At 62.3% G+C, this 23,149-nt stretch carries 18 protein-coding genes and 1 tRNA gene; 3 read left to right on the top strand and 16 right to left on the bottom strand.

Going from position 1 to position 23,149, the window contains the following annotated elements:
- Positions 1–13 precede the first annotated feature (13 nt).
- From tuf (C7449_RS03285) to rpsL, 4 genes are all read right to left on the bottom strand, one after another.
- Positions 14–1,189 carry an elongation factor Tu gene (gene tuf / locus C7449_RS03285; protein ID WP_108001299.1) on the bottom strand — a complete coding sequence of 392 codons (1,176 nt, stop codon included), beginning with the start codon at positions 1,187–1,189 and terminating at the stop codon, positions 14–16.
- A gap of 67 nt (positions 1,190–1,256) precedes the next feature.
- Positions 1,257–3,356 (bottom strand): elongation factor G, encoded by a 2,100-nt coding sequence (gene fusA, locus C7449_RS03280; protein WP_108001313.1) that lies wholly within the window; start codon positions 3,354–3,356, stop codon positions 1,257–1,259.
- A gap of 20 nt (positions 3,357–3,376) precedes the next feature.
- Positions 3,377–3,847, bottom strand: a complete 471-nt coding sequence (rpsG, locus tag C7449_RS03275; protein WP_108001312.1) for a 30S ribosomal protein S7 — start codon at positions 3,845–3,847, stop codon at positions 3,377–3,379.
- A gap of 57 nt (positions 3,848–3,904) precedes the next feature.
- Positions 3,905–4,276, bottom strand: coding sequence for a 30S ribosomal protein S12 (rpsL, locus tag C7449_RS03270; protein WP_108001311.1), 372 nt, complete (start codon positions 4,274–4,276; stop codon positions 3,905–3,907).
- Positions 4,277–4,841: 565 nt separating this feature from the next.
- On the opposite strand from rpsL, the gene C7449_RS03265 reads away from it, so the two are divergent.
- A complete protein-coding gene (locus tag C7449_RS03265; protein WP_108001435.1) occupies positions 4,842–5,138 on the top strand; it encodes a transcriptional regulator in 297 nt (98 codons plus the stop codon).
- 74 nt (positions 5,139–5,212) lie between these two features.
- On the opposite strand, the gene C7449_RS03260 is transcribed toward C7449_RS03265, so the two are convergent.
- The 10 genes from C7449_RS03260 to C7449_RS03215 form a co-directional block, all read right to left on the bottom strand.
- Positions 5,213–5,485 carry a hypothetical protein gene (locus C7449_RS03260; protein WP_108001310.1) on the bottom strand — a complete coding sequence of 91 codons (273 nt, stop codon included), beginning with the start codon at positions 5,483–5,485 and terminating at the stop codon, positions 5,213–5,215.
- Positions 5,486–5,637: 152 nt separating this feature from the next.
- The gene (gene rpoC / locus C7449_RS03255; RefSeq protein ID WP_108001309.1) at positions 5,638–9,849 is read right to left on the bottom strand and encodes a DNA-directed RNA polymerase subunit beta'; all 4,212 of its coding nucleotides are present in this window, start codon (positions 9,847–9,849) and stop codon (positions 5,638–5,640) included.
- A 180-nt stretch (positions 9,850–10,029) separates the two neighbouring features.
- Entirely contained in the window at positions 10,030–14,169 is a 4,140-nt protein-coding gene (gene rpoB, locus C7449_RS03250; protein WP_108001308.1) for a DNA-directed RNA polymerase subunit beta, read from the bottom strand.
- 249 nt (positions 14,170–14,418) lie between these two features.
- Entirely contained in the window at positions 14,419–14,796 is a 378-nt protein-coding gene (rplL, locus tag C7449_RS03245; protein WP_108001307.1) for a 50S ribosomal protein L7/L12, read from the bottom strand.
- Between the two features lie 60 nt (positions 14,797–14,856).
- On the bottom strand, positions 14,857–15,375 hold the full coding sequence (rplJ, locus tag C7449_RS03240; RefSeq protein WP_108001306.1) for a 50S ribosomal protein L10: 519 nt from the start codon (positions 15,373–15,375) through the stop codon (positions 14,857–14,859).
- A 337-nt stretch (positions 15,376–15,712) separates the two neighbouring features.
- Entirely contained in the window at positions 15,713–16,411 is a 699-nt protein-coding gene (gene rplA / locus C7449_RS03235) for a 50S ribosomal protein L1 (RefSeq protein ID WP_108001305.1), read from the bottom strand.
- Between the two features lie 4 nt (positions 16,412–16,415).
- The gene (gene rplK / locus C7449_RS03230) at positions 16,416–16,844 is read right to left on the bottom strand and encodes a 50S ribosomal protein L11 (protein WP_108001304.1); all 429 of its coding nucleotides are present in this window, start codon (positions 16,842–16,844) and stop codon (positions 16,416–16,418) included.
- Between the two features lie 210 nt (positions 16,845–17,054).
- Positions 17,055–17,585, bottom strand: a complete 531-nt coding sequence (gene nusG, locus C7449_RS03225) for a transcription termination/antitermination protein NusG (protein ID WP_108001303.1) — start codon at positions 17,583–17,585, stop codon at positions 17,055–17,057.
- A gap of 16 nt (positions 17,586–17,601) precedes the next feature.
- Positions 17,602–17,802, bottom strand: a complete 201-nt coding sequence (gene secE / locus C7449_RS03220) for a preprotein translocase subunit SecE (protein ID WP_108001302.1) — start codon at positions 17,800–17,802, stop codon at positions 17,602–17,604.
- A gap of 184 nt (positions 17,803–17,986) precedes the next feature.
- Positions 17,987–18,062: transfer RNA gene (locus C7449_RS03215), tRNA-Trp, on the bottom strand.
- 247 nt (positions 18,063–18,309) lie between these two features.
- Here C7449_RS03215 and C7449_RS03210 point away from each other — a divergent pair.
- Both C7449_RS03210 and C7449_RS03205 read left to right on the top strand, forming a co-directional pair.
- Complete coding sequence (locus C7449_RS03210) at positions 18,310–19,350, top strand: glycosyltransferase family 2 protein (RefSeq protein WP_108001301.1); 1,041 nt, start codon at positions 18,310–18,312, stop codon at positions 19,348–19,350.
- Positions 19,351–19,448: 98 nt separating this feature from the next.
- On the top strand, positions 19,449–20,600 hold the full coding sequence (locus tag C7449_RS03205; RefSeq protein ID WP_108001300.1) for a glycosyltransferase: 1,152 nt from the start codon (positions 19,449–19,451) through the stop codon (positions 20,598–20,600).
- A 119-nt stretch (positions 20,601–20,719) separates the two neighbouring features.
- On the opposite strand, the gene tuf (C7449_RS03200) is transcribed toward C7449_RS03205, so the two are convergent.
- Entirely contained in the window at positions 20,720–21,895 is a 1,176-nt protein-coding gene (gene tuf, locus C7449_RS03200) for an elongation factor Tu (RefSeq protein ID WP_108001299.1), read from the bottom strand.
- 404 nt (positions 21,896–22,299) lie between these two features.
- Entirely contained in the window at positions 22,300–23,112 is an 813-nt protein-coding gene (locus C7449_RS03195; RefSeq protein ID WP_108001298.1) for a hypothetical protein, read from the bottom strand.
- Positions 23,113–23,149 lie beyond the last annotated feature (37 nt).

The raw sequence follows: 23,149 nt of genomic DNA, 5'->3' as shown, positions 1-23,149 counted from the left end.
TTCCCGCCGTCGCTTACTCGATGATCGAGGCGACGATGCCGGCGCCGACGGTGCGGCCGCCTTCGCGGATGGCGAAGCGCAGGCGCTCTTCCATCGCGATCGGCACGATCAGCTCGACGTCAACGGTGACGTTGTCGCCCGGCATGACCATTTCCGTGCCTTCCGGCAGCGTGACGATGCCCGTCACGTCGGTGGTGCGGAAGTAGAACTGCGGACGGTAGTTGGTGAAGAACGGCGTGTGACGGCCACCCTCTTCCTTCGTCAGGATGTAGGCCTCGGCCTTGAACTTCTTGTGCGGCTTGACCGAACCCGGCTTGCACAGGATCTGGCCACGCTCGACGCCGTTGCGGTCGACGCCGCGCAGCAGCGCGCCGATGTTGTCGCCGGCCTGGCCCTGGTCGAGCAGCTTGCGGAACATCTCGACGCCGGTGCAGGTCGTCTTCGTCGTCGGACGGATGCCGACGATCTCGATTTCCTCGCCGACCTTGACGATGCCACGCTCGACGCGGCCGGTGACGACCGTGCCGCGGCCGGAGATCGAGAACACGTCTTCGATCGGCATCAGGAACGGCTGGTCGATCGGACGCTCAGGCGTCGGGATGTACTCGTCGACGGCGGCCATCAGGGCGCGGATCGCGTCTTCGCCGATTTCCTTGTTGCTGTCTTCGAGGGCGGCCAGCGCCGAGCCCTTGACGACCGGGATGTCGTCGCCCGGGAACTCGTAGGACGACAGCAGCTCGCGCACTTCCAGCTCGACGAGCTCGAGCAGCTCGGCGTCGTCGACCTGGTCGACCTTGTTGAGGAACACGACGATCGCCGGAACGCCGACCTGGCGGGCGAGCAGGATGTGCTCGCGGGTCTGCGGCATCGGGCCGTCGGCGGCCGAGACGACGAGGATCGCGCCGTCCATCTGCGCCGCACCGGTGATCATGTTCTTGACGTAGTCGGCGTGGCCGGGGCAGTCGACGTGCGCATAGTGGCGGTTGGCCGTCTCGTACTCGACGTGGGCCGTCGAGATGGTGATGCCGCGCGCCTTTTCTTCCGGAGCGGCGTCGATCTGGTCATACGCCTTGAACTCGCCGAAGAACTTCGTGATCGCCGCCGTCGTCGACGTCTTGCCATGGTCAACGTGGCCGATCGTGCCGATGTTTACGTGAGGCTTGGTGCGCTCAAACTTACCTTTTGCCATTTCCGGCTCTCCATAATTTCTCCCCGGGCGGGGAAGCGTTCAAATCGGTTGGGGTTGGGTATTCCGGTCACTTCTGACCGGAATACTTCGCCTGGATGTCCTGTGCCACGTTCGACGGAACCGGCGCGTAGTGATCGAAGGTCATCGTGTACTGCGCGCGGCCCTGCGACATCGAGCGCAGGTTGTCGACGTACTTGAACATGTTCGCCAGCGGCACATGCGCATTGATGACAACCGCCACGCCACGCGATTCCTGGCCCTGGATCTGGCCACGACGCGAGTTGAGGTCGCCGATCACGTCACCGACATAGTCTTCCGGCGTCACGACTTCGACCTTCATCATCGGCTCGAGAAGCTGGGCACCAGCCTTCTTGGCCGCTTCACGGAAGCAGGCACGGGCGGCGATTTCGAACGCCAGGACCGACGAGTCGACGTCGTGGAACGCGCCGTCGATCAGGGTCGCCTTGACGCCCAGCATCGGGAAGCCCGCGAGCGGACCCGACGACAGAACGCTTTCGATACCCTTCTGCACGCCCGGGATGTATTCCTTCGGAACAGCACCACCGACGATCTTGGACTCGAACTTGAAGTCTTCGCCTTCCGGGTTCGGTTCGAAGACGATCTTGACGCGCGCGAACTGGCCGGTACCACCGGTCTGCTTCTTGTGCGTGTAGTCTTCCTCGCAGGCCTTGGTGATCGTCTCACGGTAGGCAACCTGCGGCGCGCCGACGTTGGCCTCGACCTTGAACTCGCGACGCATGCGGTCGACGAGAATGTCGAGATGGAGTTCGCCCATGCCGGCGATGATCGTCTGGCCCGATTCCTGGTCGGTCTTGACGCGGAAGGACGGGTCTTCGGCCGCCAGGCGGTTGAGCGCAAGGCCCATCTTCTCCTGGTCGCCCTTGGACTTCGGCTCGATCGCGATCTGGATCACCGGCTCCGGGAACTCCATGCGCTCGAGGATGACCGGCTTCAACGGGTCGCAGAGCGTGTCACCGGTCGTGGTTTCCTTGAGGCCGGCGAGAGCAACGATGTCGCCTGCAAAGGCTTCTTCGATGTCTTCACGCGAGTTGGAGTGCATCTGCAGCATACGGCCGACGCGCTCGCGCTTGTCCTTGACCGTGTTCATCACCGAGGAGCCCTTCTCGAGCTTGCCCGAGTAGATGCGGCAGAACGTGAGCGAACCGACGAAGGGGTCGTTCATGATCTTGAACGCGAGCATCGAAAGCGGCTCGTTGTCGTCGGAGTGACGCTCGATCTCGGCTTCGGTCTTGACGTCGATGCCCTTGATGGCCGGGATGTCGACCGGCGACGGCAGGTAGTCGACCACGGCGTCGAGCAGCGGCTGGACGCCCTTGTTCTTGAACGCTGTACCGCAGAACACCGGATGGAACTTGACGTCGATGGTGCCGCGGCGAACGAGTTCGCGGATCTTGTCGTTGTCCGGCATCTGGCCCTCGAGATAGGCCTCCATCGCGGCTTCGTCGATCTCGACCACGGTCTCGATCAGCTTCTCGCGATACTCTTCGGCCTTGGCCTTCATGTCTTCCGGGATCTCGACGACATCCCACTGAGCGCCCAGCGCCTCGTCGCGCCAGATCAGCGCGTTCATCTCGACCAGGTCAATGACGCCCTGGAAGTCGCTCTCGGCGCCGATCGGCAGCTGCATGGCAACCGGGATCGCACCAAGACGAGACTTGATCATGCTCAGGCAGCGATAGAAATCCGCGCCGGTCTTGTCCATCTTGTTGCAGAAGATCATGCGCGGAACATGATACTTCTCGGCCTGGCGCCAGACGGTTTCCGTCTGCGGCTCGACACCGGCGTTGGAATCGAGCAGCGCGACAGCACCGTCGAGAACGCGCAGCGAGCGCTCGACTTCGATGGTGAAGTCGACGTGGCCGGGGGTGTCGATGATGTTGAAGCGGCGCATCTTGCCGTCGCGACCCTTCCAGAAGGTCGTGGTGGCAGCCGACGTGATGGTGATGCCGCGCTCCTGCTCCTGCTCCATCCAGTCCATCGTCGAGGCGCCGTCGTGGGTCTCACCCATCTTGTGCGACTTGCCGGTGTAATAAAGGATGCGCTCGGTGGTCGTGGTCTTGCCGGCGTCGATATGCGCCATGATACCGAAGTTACGGTAGTCTTCGATCTTGTATTCGCGTGCCATAAGGAGCTGCCTTTTCGAGATTACCAGCGGTAGTGCGAGAACGCACGGTTGGCATCGGCCATCTTGTGCGTGTCTTCACGCTTCTTGACGGCGCTGCCACGGTTGTTCGCAGCATCCATGAGTTCGCCGGAGAGGCGCTCGACCATGGTGGTTTCGTTGCGCTTGCGCGCAGCTGCGATCAGCCAGCGGATTGCGAGAGCCTGACGGCGCTCCGGACGGACATCGACCGGCACCTGGTAGGTCGCACCACCGACGCGGCGCGAACGCACTTCGACGTGCGGCGCAACGTTGTCGAGAGCAGAGTGGAACACCGTCACCGGGTCCTGCTTGGACTTGCCCTGGACAACGTCGAAGGCGCCGTAAACGATGGTTTCGGCGACGGACTTCTTGCCGTCCAGCATGATGGCGTTCATGAACTTGGTGACTACGAGGTCGCCGAACTTCGGGTCCGGGTTGATCTCGCGCTTTTCTGCTCTATGGCGACGGGACATACTTTTTGTCTCTCAACTTTGAATGATCTGACCAGCGAAATGGCGCCGGTTGCCGTGTTACTTCGGACGCTTCGCGCCGTACTTGGAGCGGCGCTGCTTGCGGTTCTTGACGCCCTGGGTGTCGAGAACGCCGCGGATGATGTGGTAGCGCACACCCGGAAGGTCCTTCACGCGGCCGCCGCGGATCATGACCACGGAGTGCTCCTGAAGGTTATGGCCTTCGCCGGGAATGTAGCCGATGACCTCGAAGCCGTTGGTCAGACGAATCTTGGCGACCTTACGGAGAGCCGAGTTCGGCTTCTTCGGCGTGGTCGTGTAGACGCGGGTGCATACGCCGCGCTTCTGCGGGTTCTCCTGAAGAGCGGGAACCTTGTTTCGCTTTACCTGTGCCTGACGCGGCTTACGGATCAGCTGTTGTACGGTAGGCATATAACCATCCCTTGCAATTTTGTCTCGTTACCCTTGCGGGCGGAAATGTGCCGTTTCCGGCACCTGCCGCACACCTGTCGTCCATGCGCAAAACAGGACCGATCCGCTTGTGGCAGATGGCCCCCGAAGGCAGAGGACGCGATATTCCCGCGTCATGCGTGCAGCTTTCATGTCTTCAACGTGCGTTGAAGCCTTGTTTGAGGCGAACTTCAGAACGAGTCGTACCGAACCAGCCAGCCTCACATGGGCTCCGATGCGGGTGCCATCTACTGGTTTAAGCCCCGTGCGTCAAGGGGATGGGCGAATTTATCTTGCCCGAACGGCAACCAGGCCCCTGCATTACAGGGGTCGGCGGCACTTTATAGCACGGCTTCTCTGCCGAGCCACCACGGCCAGCGCGCATCCACTTGCACGGGCATTATTAAAGAATCATGAAGAAAGAATCAATGTCTATGTTCATCGTTTTACGGCGCTGCCCTTTCGCGTTCGCACCAGCGGCGGCCGCTTTCCATTTGACTGCATGGGGCGTATTGAGATGGGCCCAAGCATCACGAAGGACAGCGGCATGACCATTTCTCCGGACAACGACAACAACGCCGAAGACTCGATGGTCTTCATCATCATCGGCAAGGCCTATGAGCGCGACGGCGACACCGAGGGCGTCGACATCCATGTCATACTGCGGGCGCCGGACGACGACACTGCCGTGCGCGAGGCTCTGAACGCCCTTGCCGAGGAGGGCTTCCTCGAGGCTGACCTCGATCAGATCGGGATGCTGACCGAGGCGCCGGACGATGAACCGCATGCCTCGGCCTACCAGGGCGCTCTCGAGGGCGAGGTAGCAATCATCCGGTTCGCCTGACAAAGCCCGCCCATAAGCGCGCCCACGAGGCGAAGGCCGCCGCGTGCCCCGGGCCGCGGCCGCCTGAGCTTGGATTACCCCGCCCGCCTGCCCGGGCCATCAGGCCCCCACGCCAGATAGGGGGCACCCGACTGGTCGATGAATGTCGCACCCGTCACGGTCCCCCCGGTCGCGGCGCCCTCGTCAAATTCAAACGCCCTGCCCGTCAGCACGATGCGGCCGCCGCTCGGATCCCGGTACACCGCCAATGTCGGGCTTGCCTCGATCAGGATGTGCCGGCCAGTGTCGGCAAATGCCGACTGAACCGGTTCCGCATGCAAGCTTGAATGTTCCTTCAACGCTGCCATTCATTCCCCTCCAGGTCTCTATTGTAGCCAAGGCAGCTCCCCACGCTGCCGTGTCGGGAGTTCATCCGCTGCGGGACCCGGACGCAAGAAGCCGCCCGGATCACTCCGGGCGGCTTCCCCAAATCATTCGGCGTAGCCCTACGCCTTTAGGCTTATTCGCCTGCCGGCACGTTCTCGCCTTCGGCCATTTCGGCCAGCATCGGCGTGGCGACGGCGGCCCCCGTCGACTTGCGGCGCTCGTCGAGGATCATCTCGTCCCGCGAGGTCGCAATGCGGCGGATCTGCGTCATGGTTCCGCCGGTGCCGGCCGGGATCAGACGGCCGACGATGACGTTCTCCTTGAGACCCTGCAGGCCGTCCATCTTGCCGGCGATAGCGGCTTCGGTCAGCACCTTCGTCGTCTCCTGGAAGGAGGCGGCGGAGATGAAGGACGGGGTCTGCAGCGACGCCTTGGTGATGCCGAGCAGGACCGGCTCGCCATAGGCGGGCTTCTTGCCTTCCTCGATCAGGCGATCGTTGACGTCTTCCAGCTCGATCCGGTCGACGTTGTCGCCGACGATGTAGGTGCTGTCACCTGCATCGGTGATCTCGACCTTCTGCAGCATCTGGCGAACGATCACCTCGATGTGCTTGTCGTTGATCACCACGCCCTGCAAGCGGTAGACCTCCTGGATCTCGTTGACGAGGTAGGAAGCCAGCGCCTCCACGCCCTTGATCGCCAGGATGTCGTGGGGAGCCGGGTTGCCATCGAGGATGTAGTCGCCCTTTTCGATGTAGTCGCCGTCCTGAAGGTGGAAGGGCTTGCCCTTCGGGATCAGGTACTCGACCGGATCAACGCCGTCTTCCGCCGGCTCGATCGTGATGCGCCGCTTGTTCTTGTAATCGCGGCCGAAGCGAACCGTACCATCGATCTCGGAGATGATGGCGTGGTCCTTCGGACGACGCGCCTCGAACAGTTCGGCAACGCGCGGCAGACCACCGGTGATGTCCTTGGTCTTGGCGCTTTCCAGCGGCGAACGGGCGAGCACGTCACCCTGGCTGACCTTCTGGCCCGGCTCGACCGACAGGATCGCATCGACCGAGAGCAGGAAGCGGGCTTCGCCACCACGGGCAAGCTTGGCAACCGCCCCGTTCTTGTCCTTGATGACGATGGCCGGCTTGAGGTCCGTGCCACGCGGCGTCGAACGCCAGTCGATGACCTGGCGCTTGGTGATGCCGGTGGATTCGTCGGTCGCCTCGAGAACCGAGATGCCGTCGACCACGTCCTCGAAGTGAACGATGCCCTCCACTTCCGTCATCATCGGACGGGTGTAGGGGTCCCATTCGGCGAGACGCTGGCCGCGCTTCACCTTGTCGCCGTCGTCGACGAAGATCTTCGAACCGTAAGCGACGCGCTGCGAGGAGCGTTCCACGCCGCGCTCGTCCAGGATCTGGATCGCCATGTTGCGGCCCATGGCGACGAGCGCGCCATCGGAGTTGCGCAGCATGTTGCGGTTCTTGATCTGCACCGTACCTTCGTACGAGGCTTCCAGGAACGACTGGTCGACCACGGTCGCCGTGCCACCGAGGTGGAACGTCCGCATGGTGAGCTGGGTGCCCGGCTCGCCGATCGACTGGGCCGCAATGACCCCGACCGCTTCGCCCATGTTGACCGGCGTTCCACGTGCCAGGTCGCGGCCGTAGCACACGCTGCAGACGCCCGTCTGGATTTCGCACGTCAGCGCCGAACGGATGCGGATCGACTGGATGCCGGCCTTCTCGATCTCGATGACGTCGGGCTCGAGGATCATCTTGCCGGCATCGACGATGCGCGCACCCGTGACCGGGTGATCGATGTCGTCGAGGGCCGTACGGCCGAGGATGCGCTGGCCGAGCGAGGCCACGACCTGACCGGCATCGACGATCGCCGTCATCGTCAGGCCCTTGTCGGTGCCGCAATCGACGGAGTTGACGATGCAGTCCTGCGCCACGTCGACGAGACGACGGGTCAGGTAGCCGGAGTTCGCGGTCTTCAGGGCGGTGTCGGCCAGACCCTTACGGGCGCCGTGCGTCGAGTTGAAGTACTCGTTCACGGTCAGGCCTTCCTTGAAGTTCGAGATGATCGGCGTCTCGATGATCTCACCCGATGGCTTGGCCATCAGGCCGCGCATGCCGCCCAGCTGGCGCATCTGGTTCGGCGAACCACGCGCACCGGAGTGGCTCATCATGTAGATCGAGTTCATCGGCTTCTGACGGCCGTTGTCGTCGAACTCGACCGCCTTGATGCGCGCCATCATCTCTTCGGCGACCTTCTCGGTCGCCTTGCCCCAGGCGTCGACGACCTTGTTGTACTTCTCGCCCTGGGTGATCAGGCCGTCGTTGTACTGCTGCTCGTATTCCTTCACGAGCGCCTCGGTGTCGCCGACGATCTTCACCTTGGTGTCCGGAATGACCATGTCGTCCTTGCCGAACGAGATGCCGGCACGGCAGGCGTGGGCGAAGCCGAGCTGCATGATCCGGTCGCAGAAGATGACCGTGTCCTTCTGTCCGCAGTGACGATAGACCGTGTCGATCATCTTGGAGATGTTCTTCTTGGTCATTTCCTGGTTGCAGATGTCGAACGGAACGTTGGGGTTCTTCGGCAGCAACTCACCGATCATGAGGCGACCCGGGGTCGTCTCGTAGATCTTCGAGACCGGCTTACCCTCCTCGTCGACGGTCTTGTAGCGGCCCTTGATCTTGGCGTGCAGCGTCACCGTCTTGGTCTCGAGCGCGTGCTGGAGCTCACCGAGATCCGAGAAGGCCATGCCTTCGCCGGGCTCGTTCTGGTTCATGATCGACAGGTAGTACAGGCCGAGAACCATGTCCTGCGAGGGCACGATGATCGGAGCACCGTTGGCCGGATGCAGGATGTTGTTCGTCGACATCATCAGCACGCGGGCTTCGAGCTGGGCTTCCAGCGACAGCGGCACGTGGACGGCCATCTGGTCGCCGTCGAAGTCGGCGTTGAAGGCGGTGCAGACGAGCGGATGCAGCTGGATCGCCTTGCCCTCGACCAGGATCGGTTCGAAGGCCTGGATGCCCAGGCGGTGCAGCGTCGGCGCGCGGTTCAGCAGCACCGGATGCTCGCGGATGACCTCGTCGAGGATATCCCAGACTTCCGGCTTTTCCTTCTCGACCAGCTTCTTGGCCTGCTTGACGGTCGAGGAGAAGCCCTTCGCGTCGAGGCGGGCGTAGATGAACGGCTTGAACAACTCCAGCGCCATCTTCTTCGGCAGGCCGCACTGGTGCAGCTTCAGCTCCGGACCGGTCACGATGACCGAACGGCCGGAATAGTCGACGCGCTTGCCGAGCAGGTTCTGGCGGAAGCGGCCCTGCTTGCCCTTGAGCATGTCGGACAGCGACTTCAGCGGACGCTTGTTGGCACCGGTGATGACGCGGCCGCGGCGGCCGTTGTCGAACAGGGCGTCAACCGACTCCTGAAGCATGCGCTTCTCGTTGCGGATGATGATGCCCGGCGCGCGTAGTTCGATCAGCCGCTTCAGGCGGTTGTTGCGGTTGATGACGCGGCGATAGAGGTCGTTCAGGTCGGAGGTCGCAAAACGACCGCCGTCCAGCGGCACCAGCGGACGCAGGTCGGGCGGGATGACCGGCACGACCTTCATGATCATCCATTCCGGACGGTTGCCGGACTCAATGAAGTTCTCGACGATCTTCAGGCGCTTCATCAGCTTCTTCTGCTTGAGATCCGACGTGGTCTCGGCAAGCTCGGCGCGCAGGTCGCCGGCGATCTTCTCAAGGTTCATCGAAGCGAGCATCTCGTAGATGGCCTCGGCGCCGATCATGGCGGTGAACTGGTCCTCGCCATATTCATCGACCGCGATCATGTACTCTTCTTCGCTGAGGAGCTGGTTCTCCTTCAGCGCCGTCAGACCCGGCTCGGTGACGATGTAGTTCTCGAAATAGAGAACGCGCTCGACATCCTTCAGCGTCATGTCGAGGAGCGTCGCGATGCGCGAGGGCAGCGACTTCAGGAACCAGATGTGGGCAACGGGCGCTGCGAGCTCGATGTGGCCCATGCGCTCGCGGCGAACGCGCGACAGCGTGACCTCGACGCCGCACTTTTCGCAGATGATGCCCTTGTACTTCATGCGCTTGTACTTGCCGCACAGGCACTCGTAGTCCTTGATCGGCCCGAAGATGCGCGCGCAGAAGAGACCGTCGCGTTCCGGCTTGAACGTGCGGTAGTTGATCGTCTCCGGCTTCTTGATCTCGCCATAAGACCAGGAAAGAATCTTCTCCGGCGACGCAATCGAAATCCGGATGGAATCGAAGGTCTGTGCAGGCACCTGCGGATTGAAAAGATTCATGACCTCTTGGTTCATGCCTGTCTCCTTTGTGGGCCTGAGGCCCTCAGCTTAGCGGGCGAATGCGGCGATACCCGGGTGCCGCAATGCCGCTTGAATCGGATAATGCCGCTTCCGAAGAAGCGGCCAAGCCCCTGCCCCGCCCTGTCGGCGGAGCGGGAACGGTGCGCGCCACATCGCAGCGCGCACCCTTGAGGCTTACTCGGCGGCGTCCGGAAGCTGGGCTTCGGCGGTCGGCTCTACCTTCGAGTTCTCCAGCTCGACCGACAGACCCAGCGAGCGCATTTCCTTGACGAGAACGTTGAAGCTCTCCGGAATGCCGGCCTCGAAGGTGTCGTCGCCGCGCACGATCGCCTCGTACACCTTGGTACGGCCGGCTACGTCGTCGGACTTCACCGTCAGCATTTCCTGCAGGGTGTAGGCGGCGCCATAGGCCTCGAGTGCCCAGACCTCCATTTCCCCGAAGCGCTGACCGCCGAACTGCGCCTTGCCGCCCAGCGGCTGCTGGGTCACGAGCGAGTAAGGACCGATCGAACGGGCGTGGATCTTGTCGTCCACCAGGTGGTTCAGCTTGAGCATGTAGATGTAGCCGACAGTGACCTGCCGGTCGAACTGCTCGCCGGTACGGCCGTCATAGAGCGTCGACTGACCGGTGACATTAAGACCGGCCTGCGCAAGCATCTCGTTGACGTCCTTCTCGACGGCGCCGTCGAAGACCGGCGTCGCGATCGACACACCACGGCGGGTCTGTTCGGCAAGCCGAACGACCGACTCGTCGTCGTAGTGCTTGATCGGCTCGCCCTTCGGACCTGCCCCGATCACGCTGTCGATCTTCTGGCGCAGCGGCTGGATGTCGCCGCCGCCCTTGTAGGCGTCCAACAACTCGCCGATCTGCTTGCCCATGCCGGCGCAGGCCCAGCCGAGATGCGTCTCGAGAATCTGGCCGACGTTCATGCGCGAAGGCACGCCCAGCGGGTTCAACACGATGTCGACATGGGTGCCATCCTCGAGGAACGGCATGTCCTCGACCGGAACGATACGCGAGACGACGCCCTTGTTGCCGTGCCGGCCGGCCATCTTGTCGCCCGGCTGGATCTTGCGCTTCACGGCGACGAAGACCTTGACCATCTTCATCACGCCCGGAGGCATCTCGTCGCCGCGCTGGACCTTCTCGACCTTGTCCATGAAGCGCTGCTCGAGCCGCGACTTGGATTCGTCGTACTGGCCGCGAAGCGCCTCGATCTCGCCCTGCGCCTTCTCGTCCTCGACGGCGAACATCCACCACTGCGAGCGCGGATATTCGGAGATGACGGCGTTGGAGAGCTCGGTGCCCTTCTTGAAGCCCTTAGGACCGGCGACAGCCACGTGGCCACGCAGCATGTCGATCAGACGGCCGTAGACGTTACGGTCGAGGATCGCCTGCTCGTCATCGCGGTCCTTGGCGAGGCGTTCGATCTCCTCGCGCTCGATCGCCATCGCGCGCTCGTCCTTCTCCACGCCGTGGCGGTTGAAGACGCGCACTTCGACGACCGTGCCGAAGGTGCCCGGCGGCATGCGCATGGAGGTATCACGTACGTCCGAAGCCTTCTCACCGAAGATGGCGCGCAGAAGTTTTTCTTCCGGCGTCATCGGGCTTTCGCCCTTCGGCGTGATCTTGCCGACGAGAATATCGCCCGGCTGAACCTCGGCGCCGATATAGACGATGCCGGCCTCGTCGAGGTTCTTCAGCGCTTCTTCCGAAACGTTCGGAATGTCGCGGGTGATTTCTTCCGGGCCGAGCTTGGTGTCGCGGGCCATCACCTCGAACTCTTCGATGTGGATCGAGGTGAAGACGTCGTCGGAAACGATCCGCTCGGAAAGCAGGATCGAGTCTTCGTAGTTGTAGCCGTTCCACGGCATGAACGCGACGAGCACGTTGCGGCCGAGCGCCAGGTCGCCGAGATCAGTCGACGGACCGTCGGCGATGATGTCGCCCTTGTTCAGAACGTCGCCGACGCTGACCAGCGGACGCTGGTTGACGCAGGTGTTCTGGTTCGAGCGCTGGAACTTCTGCAGCCGGTAGATGTCGACGCCGGACTTGCCCGGATCGAGGTCCTCGGTGGCGCGGATAACGATACGGGTCGCGTCGACCTGGTCGACCACGCCGCCGCGGCGCGCCGCGATCGCAGCACCGGAGTCACGCGCAACCACCGGCTCCATGCCGGTGCCGACGAACGGCGCTTCCGCACGCAGCAGCGGCACAGCCTGACGCTGCATGTTCGAGCCCATGAGCGCGCGGTTGGCGTCGTCGTTCTCCAGGAACGGAATGAGCGCCGCCGCCACCGAAACGAGCTGCTTCGGCGAGACGTCCATCAGGTCGACCTGGTCGCGTGGCGCCAGCATGACTTCGCCGGCGTGACGGCAAACGACGAACTCTTCCTCGAACTCGTTGTTGGCGTTGAGGATCGAGTTGGCCTGCGCAACGTGGTACTTGGCCTCCTCCATCGCGGAGAGGTAGACCACGTCGTTCGTGACCTTGCCGTCGACGATCTTGCGGTACGGGCTTTCGATGAAGCCGTACTTGTTGACGCGCGCAAAGGTCGCAAGCGAGTTGATCAGACCGATGTTCGGGCCTTCCGGCGTCTCGATCGGGCAGATGCGGCCGTAGTGGGTCGGGTGAACGTCGCGGACTTCGAAGCCGGCGCGCTCGCGGGTCAGACCGCCCGGGCCGAGCGCCGACAGACGACGCTTGTGGGTGATCTCCGAAAGCGGGTTCACCTGGTCCATGAACTGCGACAGCTGCGAGGAGCCGAAGAATTCGCGAACCGCGGCAGCCGCCGGCTTGGCGTTGATCAGGTCCTGCGGCATGACGGTGTCGATCTCGATCGACGACATGCGCTCCTTGATGGCGCGCTCCATGCGCAGCAGACCCAGACGATACTGGTTCTCCATCAGTTCGCCGACCGAGCGGACGCGGCGGTTTCCGAGGTTGTCGATGTCGTCGATCTCGCCCTTGCCGTCGCGCAGGTCGACAAGCATCTTGACGACCGCGAGGATGTCTTCCTTGCGCAGCACGCGGACGGTGTCGGCGACGTCGAGGTCGAGGCGCATGTTCATCTTCACGCGACCGACCGCGGACAGGTCATAGCGCTCGGCATCGAAGAACAGCGACTGGAACATCGCCTCGGCCGAATCCATCGTCGGCGGCTCGCCCGGACGCATGACGCGATAGATGTCGAACAGGGCGTCCTGACGGTTCTCGTTCTTGTCCGCAGCAAGCGTGTTGCGGATGTATGCACCGACGTTGATGTGGTCGATGTCGAGGACCGGAATCTCGTCGAAGCCAGCCGACAGGATGACCGGAAGGGTCTTCTCGTCGATCTCGTCGCCGGCTTCCAGGTAGATTTCACCGGTCGAGAAGTTGACGACGTCTTCGGCCAGATAGTTGCCGTAAAGGTCGTCGTCGGTCGCCTTGAGCGCCTTCAGCCCCTTCTCGGTCAGTTGCTTGAGGAGGCGCGGCGTCAGCTTCTTGCCGGCCTCGACCACGACTTCACCGGTGTCGGCGTCGATCATGTCGGCAACCGCCTTCTGGCCGCGCATCGCCTCCGGATGGAACGGCACGCGCCAGCCTTCGCCGTCGCGCTGGTAGAGCGACTTGGTGTAGAAGGTCGACAGGATCTCCTCGCCGTCCATGCCGAGCGCCATCAGCAGCGACGTCACCGGAATCTTGCGGCGGCGGTCGATGCGCGCATGGACGATGTCCTTGGCGTCGAACTCGATGTCGAGCCAGGGGCCGCGATAGGGAATGACGCGGGCGGCAAAGAGCAGCTTGCCGGACGAATGGCTCTTGCCCTTGTCATGGTCGAAGAACACGCCCGGCGAACGGTGCATCTGCGAGACGATGACGCGTTCGGTGCCGTTGACGATGAAGGTGCCGTTGTCGGTCATGAGCGGCATGTCGCCCATGTAGACGTTCTGCTCCTTGATGTCCTTGATCGACTTGGCGCCGGTATCCTCGTCAATATCGAACACGATGAGGCGCAGCGTCACCTTAAGCGGCGCAGCGTAAGTCAGATCGCGCTGGCGGCATTCCTCGACGTCGAACTTCGGCGGTTCGAACTCGTAGGAGACGAACTCGAGCATCGAAGCGCCGGAGAAATCGGTGATCGGGAAAACCGACTTGAAAACGGCCTGAAGGCCTTCGTCCGGGCGGCCGCCCTGCGGCTCCTCGACCATCAGAAACTGGTCGTACGAGGCCTTCTGAACCTCGATGAGGTTCGGCATCTCGGCGACTTCGGGGATCTTACCAAAAAACTTGCGTACGCGCCTGCGACCATTAAACGAAAGGGTCTGAGCCATCGTCGCTCCTTCAAATGTGCATCCGGGCCTGCAACGGACGGGGTTCGCTGGCCAGTCGATCCCGTCGATCAATGGGTATTCTCAACCTCGTCCCCTCTCCCGACACGCCGGCCGGATTGCCTGAAGCAGTCGGGTTTGGGACCATCCTCTTGAGAACCCATTACCCAAGAGCCGTTTCGACGGCTCTTGGGTAACCAGTTCGGAGGAAATGACCGGGGGAGGACACACTCCCCCGGACGCATTCCGGTATTACTTGACGTCGACCTTGGCGCCGGCTTCCTCAAGCTTCTTCTTGAGGTCAGCGGCTTCAGCCTTCGAAACGCCTTCCTTGACAGCCTTCGGAGCGCCTTCGACGAGGTCCTTGGCTTCCTTGAGGCCGAGACCGGTGATGGCGCGGACTTCCTTGATGACGTTGATCTTGTTCGCGCCGGCATCCGCGAGGATGACGTCGAACTCGGTCTTTTCTTCTTCAGCAGCAGCCGGAGCAGCACCGCCGCCGACGGCAGCAACAGCTACGGGAGCAGCAGCCGAAACGCCCCACTTCTCTTCGAGCATCTTGGACAGCTCAGCAGCTTCCAGGACGGTCAGCGAGGAGAGGTCTTCAACGATCTTTGCGAGATCAGCCATTTTGATAGTTCCTTTTGTTCAGTTCGAACTGGGTTGTTTGATTTACAGCGAAAAACCGCCTCAAGCGGCTTCGTCCTTCTTGGCGTAGGCGGCGAACACGCGAGCAAGCTGGCTTGCCGGTGCTGCAACGACCGTGGCGACGCGCGTTGCCGGGGCGTTCAGCAGGCCCAGCAGCTTCGCACGCAGCTCGTCCAACGACGGCAGGGTCGCAAGCGACTTGACTGCATCGGCGTCGAGCGTGGTCGCACCCATGGCGCCGCCGAGAACAACGAGCTTGTCGTTGGACTTGGCGAAATCCATGGCAACCTTCGGAGCGATCATCGGATCATTTGCGTATGCAATGAGCGTCTGACCCTGGAAGAGATCTGACATCCCTTCCGACTCCGTACCCTGAAGGGCAATCTTGGCCAGGCGGTTCTTCGCGACTTTGACGGTTCCGCCCGCTGCACGCATCTTCGAACGAAGATCGTTCATCTGTGCAACGGTGATACCGGCATAGCGGGCCACGACAACCGAACCGGAAGCCTTGAAGACTTCGTTCAGCTCCGTGACGAATTCGCGTTTTTCCGCTCTTTCCACTGCCTATCTCCAGTTGACGGGGCTACGGGTGCCGCAGTCCCCATCGGGTTTGCCTTTGCCGCCAGGGATCATCTGTCGAAGATCCCGAGCGACGCTCGAGGATCCTGTCCCCTCGCGCTCGGCCTGTCGGCCGGGGCACAAGGCAAGGTAGGTTCGAACCGAACTCTTCCGCGCATCGCTGCGGGGTAAAATCCAGGTCTTACCCGTCTCATGCAGGCAAAGTGATTAAGGGATAACCACCTGCAATCTCGGACAGGAGTTCCGGGTTGCCCCGGAAATTCCCGGCCAGACAAGGCCGGGAATTCTTGGTCTGCCGGGCCGAAGCCCGGCGAAACAATCAGGCGACCGTCAGGCTCGCCGGGTCGATCTTGACGCCCGGGCCCATCGTCGAGGAGATCGCCACGCGCTTGACGTAGTTGCCCTTCGCGCCGGTCGGCTTCGCCTTGATGACGGCGTCAGCGAACGCCTTGATGTTCTCTTCGAGAGCCTTGGCATCGAACGAGGCCTTGCCGATGCCGGCGTGGACGATACCAGCCTTCTCGACGCGGAACTCGACAGCGCCGCCCTTCGACGCCTTGACGGCGCCGGCGACGTCCATGGTGACGGTGCCGACCTTCGGGTTCGGCATCATGCCGCGCGGGCCGAGAACCTTACCGAGACGGCCGACGAGCGGCATCATGTCCGGGGTCGCAATGCAGCGATCGAAGTCGATCTTGCCGCCCTGGACGATTTCCAGCAGGTCTTCCGCACCGACGATGTCGGCGCCGGCAGCCTTGGCCTCGTCGGCCTTGGCACCACGGGCGAACACGGCGACACGAACCGTGCGGCCGGTGCCGTTCGGCAGGTTGACGACGCCGCGGACCATCTGGTCGGCGTGGCGCGGGTCGACGCCGAGGTTCATCGCCACCTCGACGGTCTCGTCGAACTTGGCGGTGGCGCGCTCCTTGACGAGGGCGATCGCGTCGCTCAGCGCGACGAGCTTGGTCGGGTCGATCCCTTCACGGATCTTCTGGATACGCTTTGCAATCTTCGCCATGGTCTCAGCCCACCACTTCCAGGCCGATCGAACGAGCCGAGCCCGCGACCATTGCCATTGCGCCTTCTACGTCGGCGGCATTCAGGTCCTTCATCTTGGCTTCGGCGATCTTGCGGATCTGAGCCTCGGTGATGGTGCCGGCCTTCGCCTTGCCCGGGGTCTTGGAGCCCGACTTCAAACCGGCTTCCTTCTTGAGGAAGTAGGTGACCGGCGGCTGCTTCATCACAAAAGTGAAAGACTTGTCCTGGTAATAGGTGATGACGACCGGAATCGGCATACCCTTTTCCATCTCCTGCGTGGCGGCATTGAACGCCTTGCAGAATTCCATGATGTTAATGCCACGCTGACCAAGCGCAGGGCCGATCGGCGGGGACGGGTTTGCCGAACCTGCCGAGACCTGCAGCTTGAGCTGGCCTGCAACTTTCTTAGCCATTTCTCTCTGCCTTTCTGGTGCGACCGGTCACCCGGTCAATGATGCCGCGACCGCAAGGGGCGCGGCGGCTGCGGTTGCGTGGTGCGGGGACGTGGCACCCGGCTCAGGCGCCACCCCTTCCACGCGGGATTGCGGGATTTCCCGCAACCGGCTCACGAGAGAGCCGGAACTGTCGAGCCGCCGCCACGGATGCACCGGCGGCGGCAATGATCAGATCTTCTCGACCTGGCCGTATTCCAGTTCGACCGGGGTGGCACGACCGAAGATCGACACCTCGACCTTAAGGCGCGAACGCTCCTCGTCCACGTCCTGAACGATCCCATTGAACGACGCGAACGGACCATCCGAAACCCGCACCTGCTCGCCGATCTCGAAGGAGATCGACGGCTTCGGGCGGTCGACGCCCTCCTGGACCTGGCCAAGAATACGCTCGGCCTCGTGATCCGGGATCGGCACCGGCTTGTTGTCGGAGCCGAGGAAGCCCGTCACCTTCGGCGTGTTCTTGATCAGGTGGTAGGCCTCGTCGGTCAGATTGGCGCGTACGAGAACGTAGCCGGGGAAAAACTTGCGCTCGGCATCGACCTTGCGGCCACGGCGGACCTCGACGACCTTCTCGGTCGGCACGAGGATTTTCTCGAACAGGTGCTCAAGCCCCTTCTGGCGGGCCTTCTCCTCGATCGATTCGGCGACCTTCTTTTCGAAATTCGAATAGGCGTGAACGATGTACCAACGCGAAGCCATAGTCATCTCCACCCAATTACATGCCGACGTGCAGGATCAGGCCGATAAGCCAGCCCATGAGCTGATCCGCGGCGAAGAAGAACAGCGCAGCGAAAAAGACCATGACGAGTACCATGACGGTGGAGATCATCGTCTCGCGCCGCGTCGGCCATGTGACTTTCGACGCTTCGGAGCGGACCTGCTGCAGAAACGCTATCGGATTCGTCTTGGATGCCATTGAATGCTCACGCCATTACGGCACGTAAAGCCGAAATCTCAGCCCCACGCGCCGCGTGTCTGTTTTGCCCTACATAAAGCGCGATTCCTTTTTTCACAAGAGGCAAGCGCGCTTTTAACGAAAACAGGCGAAATCGCCCTTTGCCAACCGCGCCGCTGCAGGTCACCTGCGCGAACCAGCGTGATGGCAGGGGCAGAGGGGCTCGAACCCCCGACCTGCGGTTTTGGAGACCGCCGCTCTACCAACTGAGCTATACCCCTGTGCCGCCGCGCGCATCCGGGAATGTCCGGCCGCGCATCGAGACAGCGGCTTATTATTCAACTTGATGTGCAATGACAAGCGGCTTCAATGCAAAAAGAGCGAAGAGCCTGTGCATTCCGCGATCGGCTGGCGCCATACCCTGATCCCGATGCACAGAATGCCGTGCATCGGCGCGTGATTGCGGTGCATCGGCGGACGTGCGATGAAGAATGCGGTCACGTTACGTGAGTCGAGGGGTGGTGCCTGATGCAGTATCCTGTGCGCAATGTGAAGGACTGGGGCAAACTTGGTCGCCTCTCACTCAAGAAGCGGATCCGTTTGTTTCTGCGCGATCGCCGCTATCGCAAGCGCGCAAAGTCCGACCAGGGCGTCGAATTCGAGAGAATCAATGCCGCAACGGCGCCGCTTGGGCCTCGTGACATCATCCTCATCTGCGTCGCGCGCAATGCCGCTACATACATCCCCTCTTTTCTAGCCCACTATCGCCGCCTCGGCGTCACGCGATTCGCGTTTCTCGACGACCGTTCCGACGATCAGACGCGCACCCTCCTCTCCCAGCCGGATGTCGACCTCTACGCCTCGAATGTCGACTTCCGCCGCGCCAGCGGCGGCCTGCTCTGGCGTGACATGCTTGTCGGGCAATACGGCTACGATCGTTGGTACATTTCAGTCGATTGCGACGAGTACCTCATCTATCCCGGTTGTGAAAACAGACCAATTACAGCATTCGCCGCCGACCTCGAACGCAACCGGCTGAAGCGGACCCTCGCCATCATGCTGGACATCTACCCGGATGGGAAGCTGACGGAGGCGGCGCACGATCCGATCGACGCCCCGCCGACCTTTTGCTGCCCGCTTCATGACGGCGACGGCTATACCGTGTACGACGATTCCCACAGCACCGCCGTGCGCGGCGGGCCGCGCCTCCGGCTTTTCGGCGCCGACATGCGGATGAGCAAATTTCCGGTCATCTTCGTGGACAGGATGACGCAGTTCAACGGCGGAAGCCACCACGCGCCGATCCCCGTCACACGCAATTTTGGCCCGGTCCACGCGGTCCTGCTGCACTACAAGTTCCCGGCCGACGCGGTGCGGGAATTTCATCGCATCGCCGACCAGGGTACGCACGCCAAGGAGGCCGGTTTCTACAAGGCAATCATCTCGCATGTGGCCTTTGGAGAAGAAATGGACCTGCGTTATCCCGGATCCGTCCGCTTTACAGATTCGGAAAATCTCGTCGCGAAGGGCTACATGAAAGATCTGCGCATTCCAGTCAAACAACAGTAATACTAGAGCGCCTCCTTGCGGTCACCAGTTGCATCCGCTACGCTCTACTTCCTATACTTCATCTGATATTCAGACCCGCACAGCCAGGGAGCGATCGTATGTCCGTGCAGCTTGCAGTAGCTCCCAGCGTCACCCCCCAGGCCCGGCGAACCACACCCGTCCTCAAGAGCGATGGCACGCCGCTGAAAGTGCTCTACGCGCTCGACAGCTTTCCGCAGCTGTCCGAATCCTACATCAACGCCGAGATCGAGCGCATGCTCGGCTGGGGCGTGCATGTCGAAGTCTGGTCCAAGGACGATCCGAAGACCGAGGGCCGGCATGTCGACGTGAAGATCCATCGCGGCACCCTTGTCGACACGATCGCCCGCGAACAGCCGGACATCGTGCACACGCACTGGACGCAGACTGCGCTGAAATACAAGGACGCGGCCAAGCGCTACGGCATCCCGATGACGGCCCGCGGCCACTGGCACTTCGTTCCCAAGCAGATTGAGCGGGTGGAGCGGGAGGACACGATCGTGCGCCTCTACATGTTCCCCCACCTCACCGAGCAATGGGGCTCGATGACCACGAAGATCCTGCCGATGACCTCCTGCTTCCACCCGGAGTGGGCAGCGCCGCCCTGCAAAAAGAACCGCAAGATGATCATGCGGACGGCGGCCTGCAAGAAGCCCAAGGGGCTAGCCGACTTTATCCGGATCGCCCATCGGCTTCCAGACTACCGCGCCGTAATGATTCTCTGCAGCCTCGGGCCGAACCAGCTCTATCGCGACCTCGAGGAACTCAATCGCGAACTCGGCAGCCCTGTCGAGATGATCCGCGACGTTACCTACGAGACGGTTGCCGGATACCTAGCCGAGGCCGGCATCTACGTGCACACCTATGATCCGAACGTCTCGTTCGGAATGCCGGTATCCATCGCCGAGGCCATGGCGGCCGGCTGCACAATCCTTGCCCGCGACGTTTTCGGCGCTGAGGCGTACCTCGGCGACGCCGGCCGAGTTTACAAGGACGAAGACGAGGCGGTTGAACTGGTCCGCGCTACGGAAGGCTGGTCGGAAGAACAGTGGGCGGCCGCCGAGCGTGTCTCCCGCCAGCGCGCCCAGACCTGCTTCAACGACAACGAGGTGCTCGTTCCGTTGCTCGAGACCTGGAAGGAGATCGGCGAAAGCCGCGTTGCCGCCGGGTCGAATGTCTCGCTGCTGGCAACGTTTCGCCGATGGACCGGCCTCGGCCTGAAGAAAATCTAGATGCCTGCATGATGGGCGGTTAGCGAAGTCCGATCCACCGAGCGTCCCGCAAAGCCATCAAACGGAAAAAAGGCCCCGCGGTTTCCCGCGAGGCCTTCTTACTGCAAGAGATCCGTCGCTTACTCGATGATCGAGGCGACGATGCCGGCGCCGACGGTGCGGCCGCCTTCGCGGATGGCGAAGCGCAGGCGCTCTTCCATCGCGATCGGCACGATCAGCTCGACGTCAACGGTGACGTTGTCGCCCGGCATGACCATTTCCGTGCCTTCCGGCAGCGTGACGATGCCCGTCACGTCGGTGGTGCGGAAGTAGAACTGCGGACGGTAGTTGGTGAAGAACGGCGTGTGACGGCCACCCTCTTCCTTCGTCAGGATGTAGGCCTCGGCCTTGAACTTCTTGTGCGGCTTGACCGAACCCGGCTTGCACAGGATCTGGCCACGCTCGACGCCGTTGCGGTCGACGCCGCGCAGCAGCGCGCCGATGTTGTCGCCGGCCTGGCCCTGGTCGAGCAGCTTGCGGAACATCTCGACGCCGGTGCAGGTCGTCTTCGTCGTCGGACGGATGCCGACGATCTCGATTTCCTCGCCGACCTTGACGATGCCACGCTCGACGCGGCCGGTGACGACCGTGCCGCGGCCGGAGATCGAGAACACGTCTTCGATCGGCATCAGGAACGGCTGGTCGATCGGACGCTCAGGCGTCGGGATGTACTCGTCGACGGCGGCCATCAGGGCGCGGATCGCGTCTTCGCCGATTTCCTTGTTGCTGTCTTCGAGGGCGGCCAGCGCCGAGCCCTTGACGACCGGGATGTCGTCGCCCGGGAACTCGTAGGACGACAGCAGCTCGCGCACTTCCAGCTCGACGAGCTCGAGCAGCTCGGCGTCGTCGACCTGGTCGACCTTGTTGAGGAACACGACGATCGCCGGAACGCCGACCTGGCGGGCGAGCAGGATGTGCTCGCGGGTCTGCGGCATCGGGCCGTCGGCGGCCGAGACGACGAGGATCGCGCCGTCCATCTGCGCCGCACCGGTGATCATGTTCTTGACGTAGTCGGCGTGGCCGGGGCAGTCGACGTGCGCATAGTGGCGGTTGGCCGTCTCGTACTCGACGTGGGCCGTCGAGATGGTGATGCCGCGCGCCTTTTCTTCCGGAGCGGCGTCGATCTGGTCATACGCCTTGAACTCGCCGAAGAACTTCGTGATCGCCGCCGTCGTCGACGTCTTGCCATGGTCAACGTGGCCGATCGTGCCGATGTTTACGTGAGGCTTGGTGCGCTCAAACTTACCTTTTGCCATGTTGTTCTTCCTGTGAACGAAATTTGGGCCTAACCGACAGTACGGTTTGGCAGCCGTTTAAGGCTTTCGCAAGGAATGCGCAAGCCTTAAATACACCGGTGACAGGCGCCCGCGAAGCGGCGCCCGGCAAGGTGTATCGTCCCTTTCGATCGATCCCCGTCGCAGTGTAGGCGAATTACCGTTTCACCTATACTGCAGTATCTTCCGGGATTTTTCTAATCTTGTACATCAGCACTCGTGAACTGGCGTCACGCCTGCGAGGCACGACGCAGAGGAGCGACCACGCACGGCGGGGCCGCTGCTGCCTGCCACTCAATTCTTGATTGCAGCAGAGGGCGAAGTGGAGATGATAAAGCGAGGCGATCGGCCTGCGCTCAGGGACGTGCAACGGCTGCGACGCAGGGTCACCGAAGTCGGGCAGCGTGCCGGAACTCGTTCTTCAGGAAGTTGCCGACCCGTTTGCCCCGGTTCATCAACTTGTGCTGCACGGTCTCGTCGACGAAATAAGTGTGCAAGATGGAATCGCGGCTGCGCACTTCCGGGCCAAGTTTATCGACCGAGTGCCAGGTGTCGGTCCCAACCGCGAATGCGTAGCCCGTGTTCGGGGAAAACGGCATCCGATGCACCATCTCGAAGCTGCCATCCGGCTTCTGCCGATCGAAACGCGTACCGATATGGCTGACGCTCTCATCTTCGGGCAGATAGAACTGCACCGTGATCCCCTTCCACCGCGTGTCGGTGTGGGGGCGGATCTTGTAGCCGGTAACGTCCCGCGTCAGCATGGGCACGGGGTACAGATCGGTCTTCATGAAGTCCGCCCCGAATCGGCGTTCCAGCCCCGGCGCAAGGCGGCGCATGAACGCCTCCTTCAGCTCTGGCGCCTGCAGGGCGCTTCCGACCAGATCCCACACGGCGCGTTTTTCGGGGGGCAGATGCCGGATATACTCCGGAAAAAGGTCGATCTTGATCCGAGTGGAACTGCCGTCCGCCTGGATGTTTCCGTTGTAGCGTCCCTTCAGGGCGCGATACTCGCTCGCCTCCGGCATCGCCGCCCGCATGCGACGATAAAGTTCAGCCGGGAAGACTTCCGTCATCTCCAGATGCCAGAACGGCTCGTCCACAAACGCGGCGCGGTTCACCGCATCCAAGATGTGGGCAACGACCTGGGCCGTCTGAAAGGAACCCTGCGATGCATCCGTGTGGGCTGCGACAGACATGGACAACTCTCGGCGTTAGAGAAATTTTCCATTATTT

The sequence above is a fragment of the Mycoplana dimorpha genome (assembly GCF_003046475.1).
Classification (GTDB): domain Bacteria; phylum Pseudomonadota; class Alphaproteobacteria; order Rhizobiales; family Rhizobiaceae; genus Mycoplana; species Mycoplana dimorpha.
This window is presented reverse-complemented; position numbering and strand designations above follow the sequence as displayed.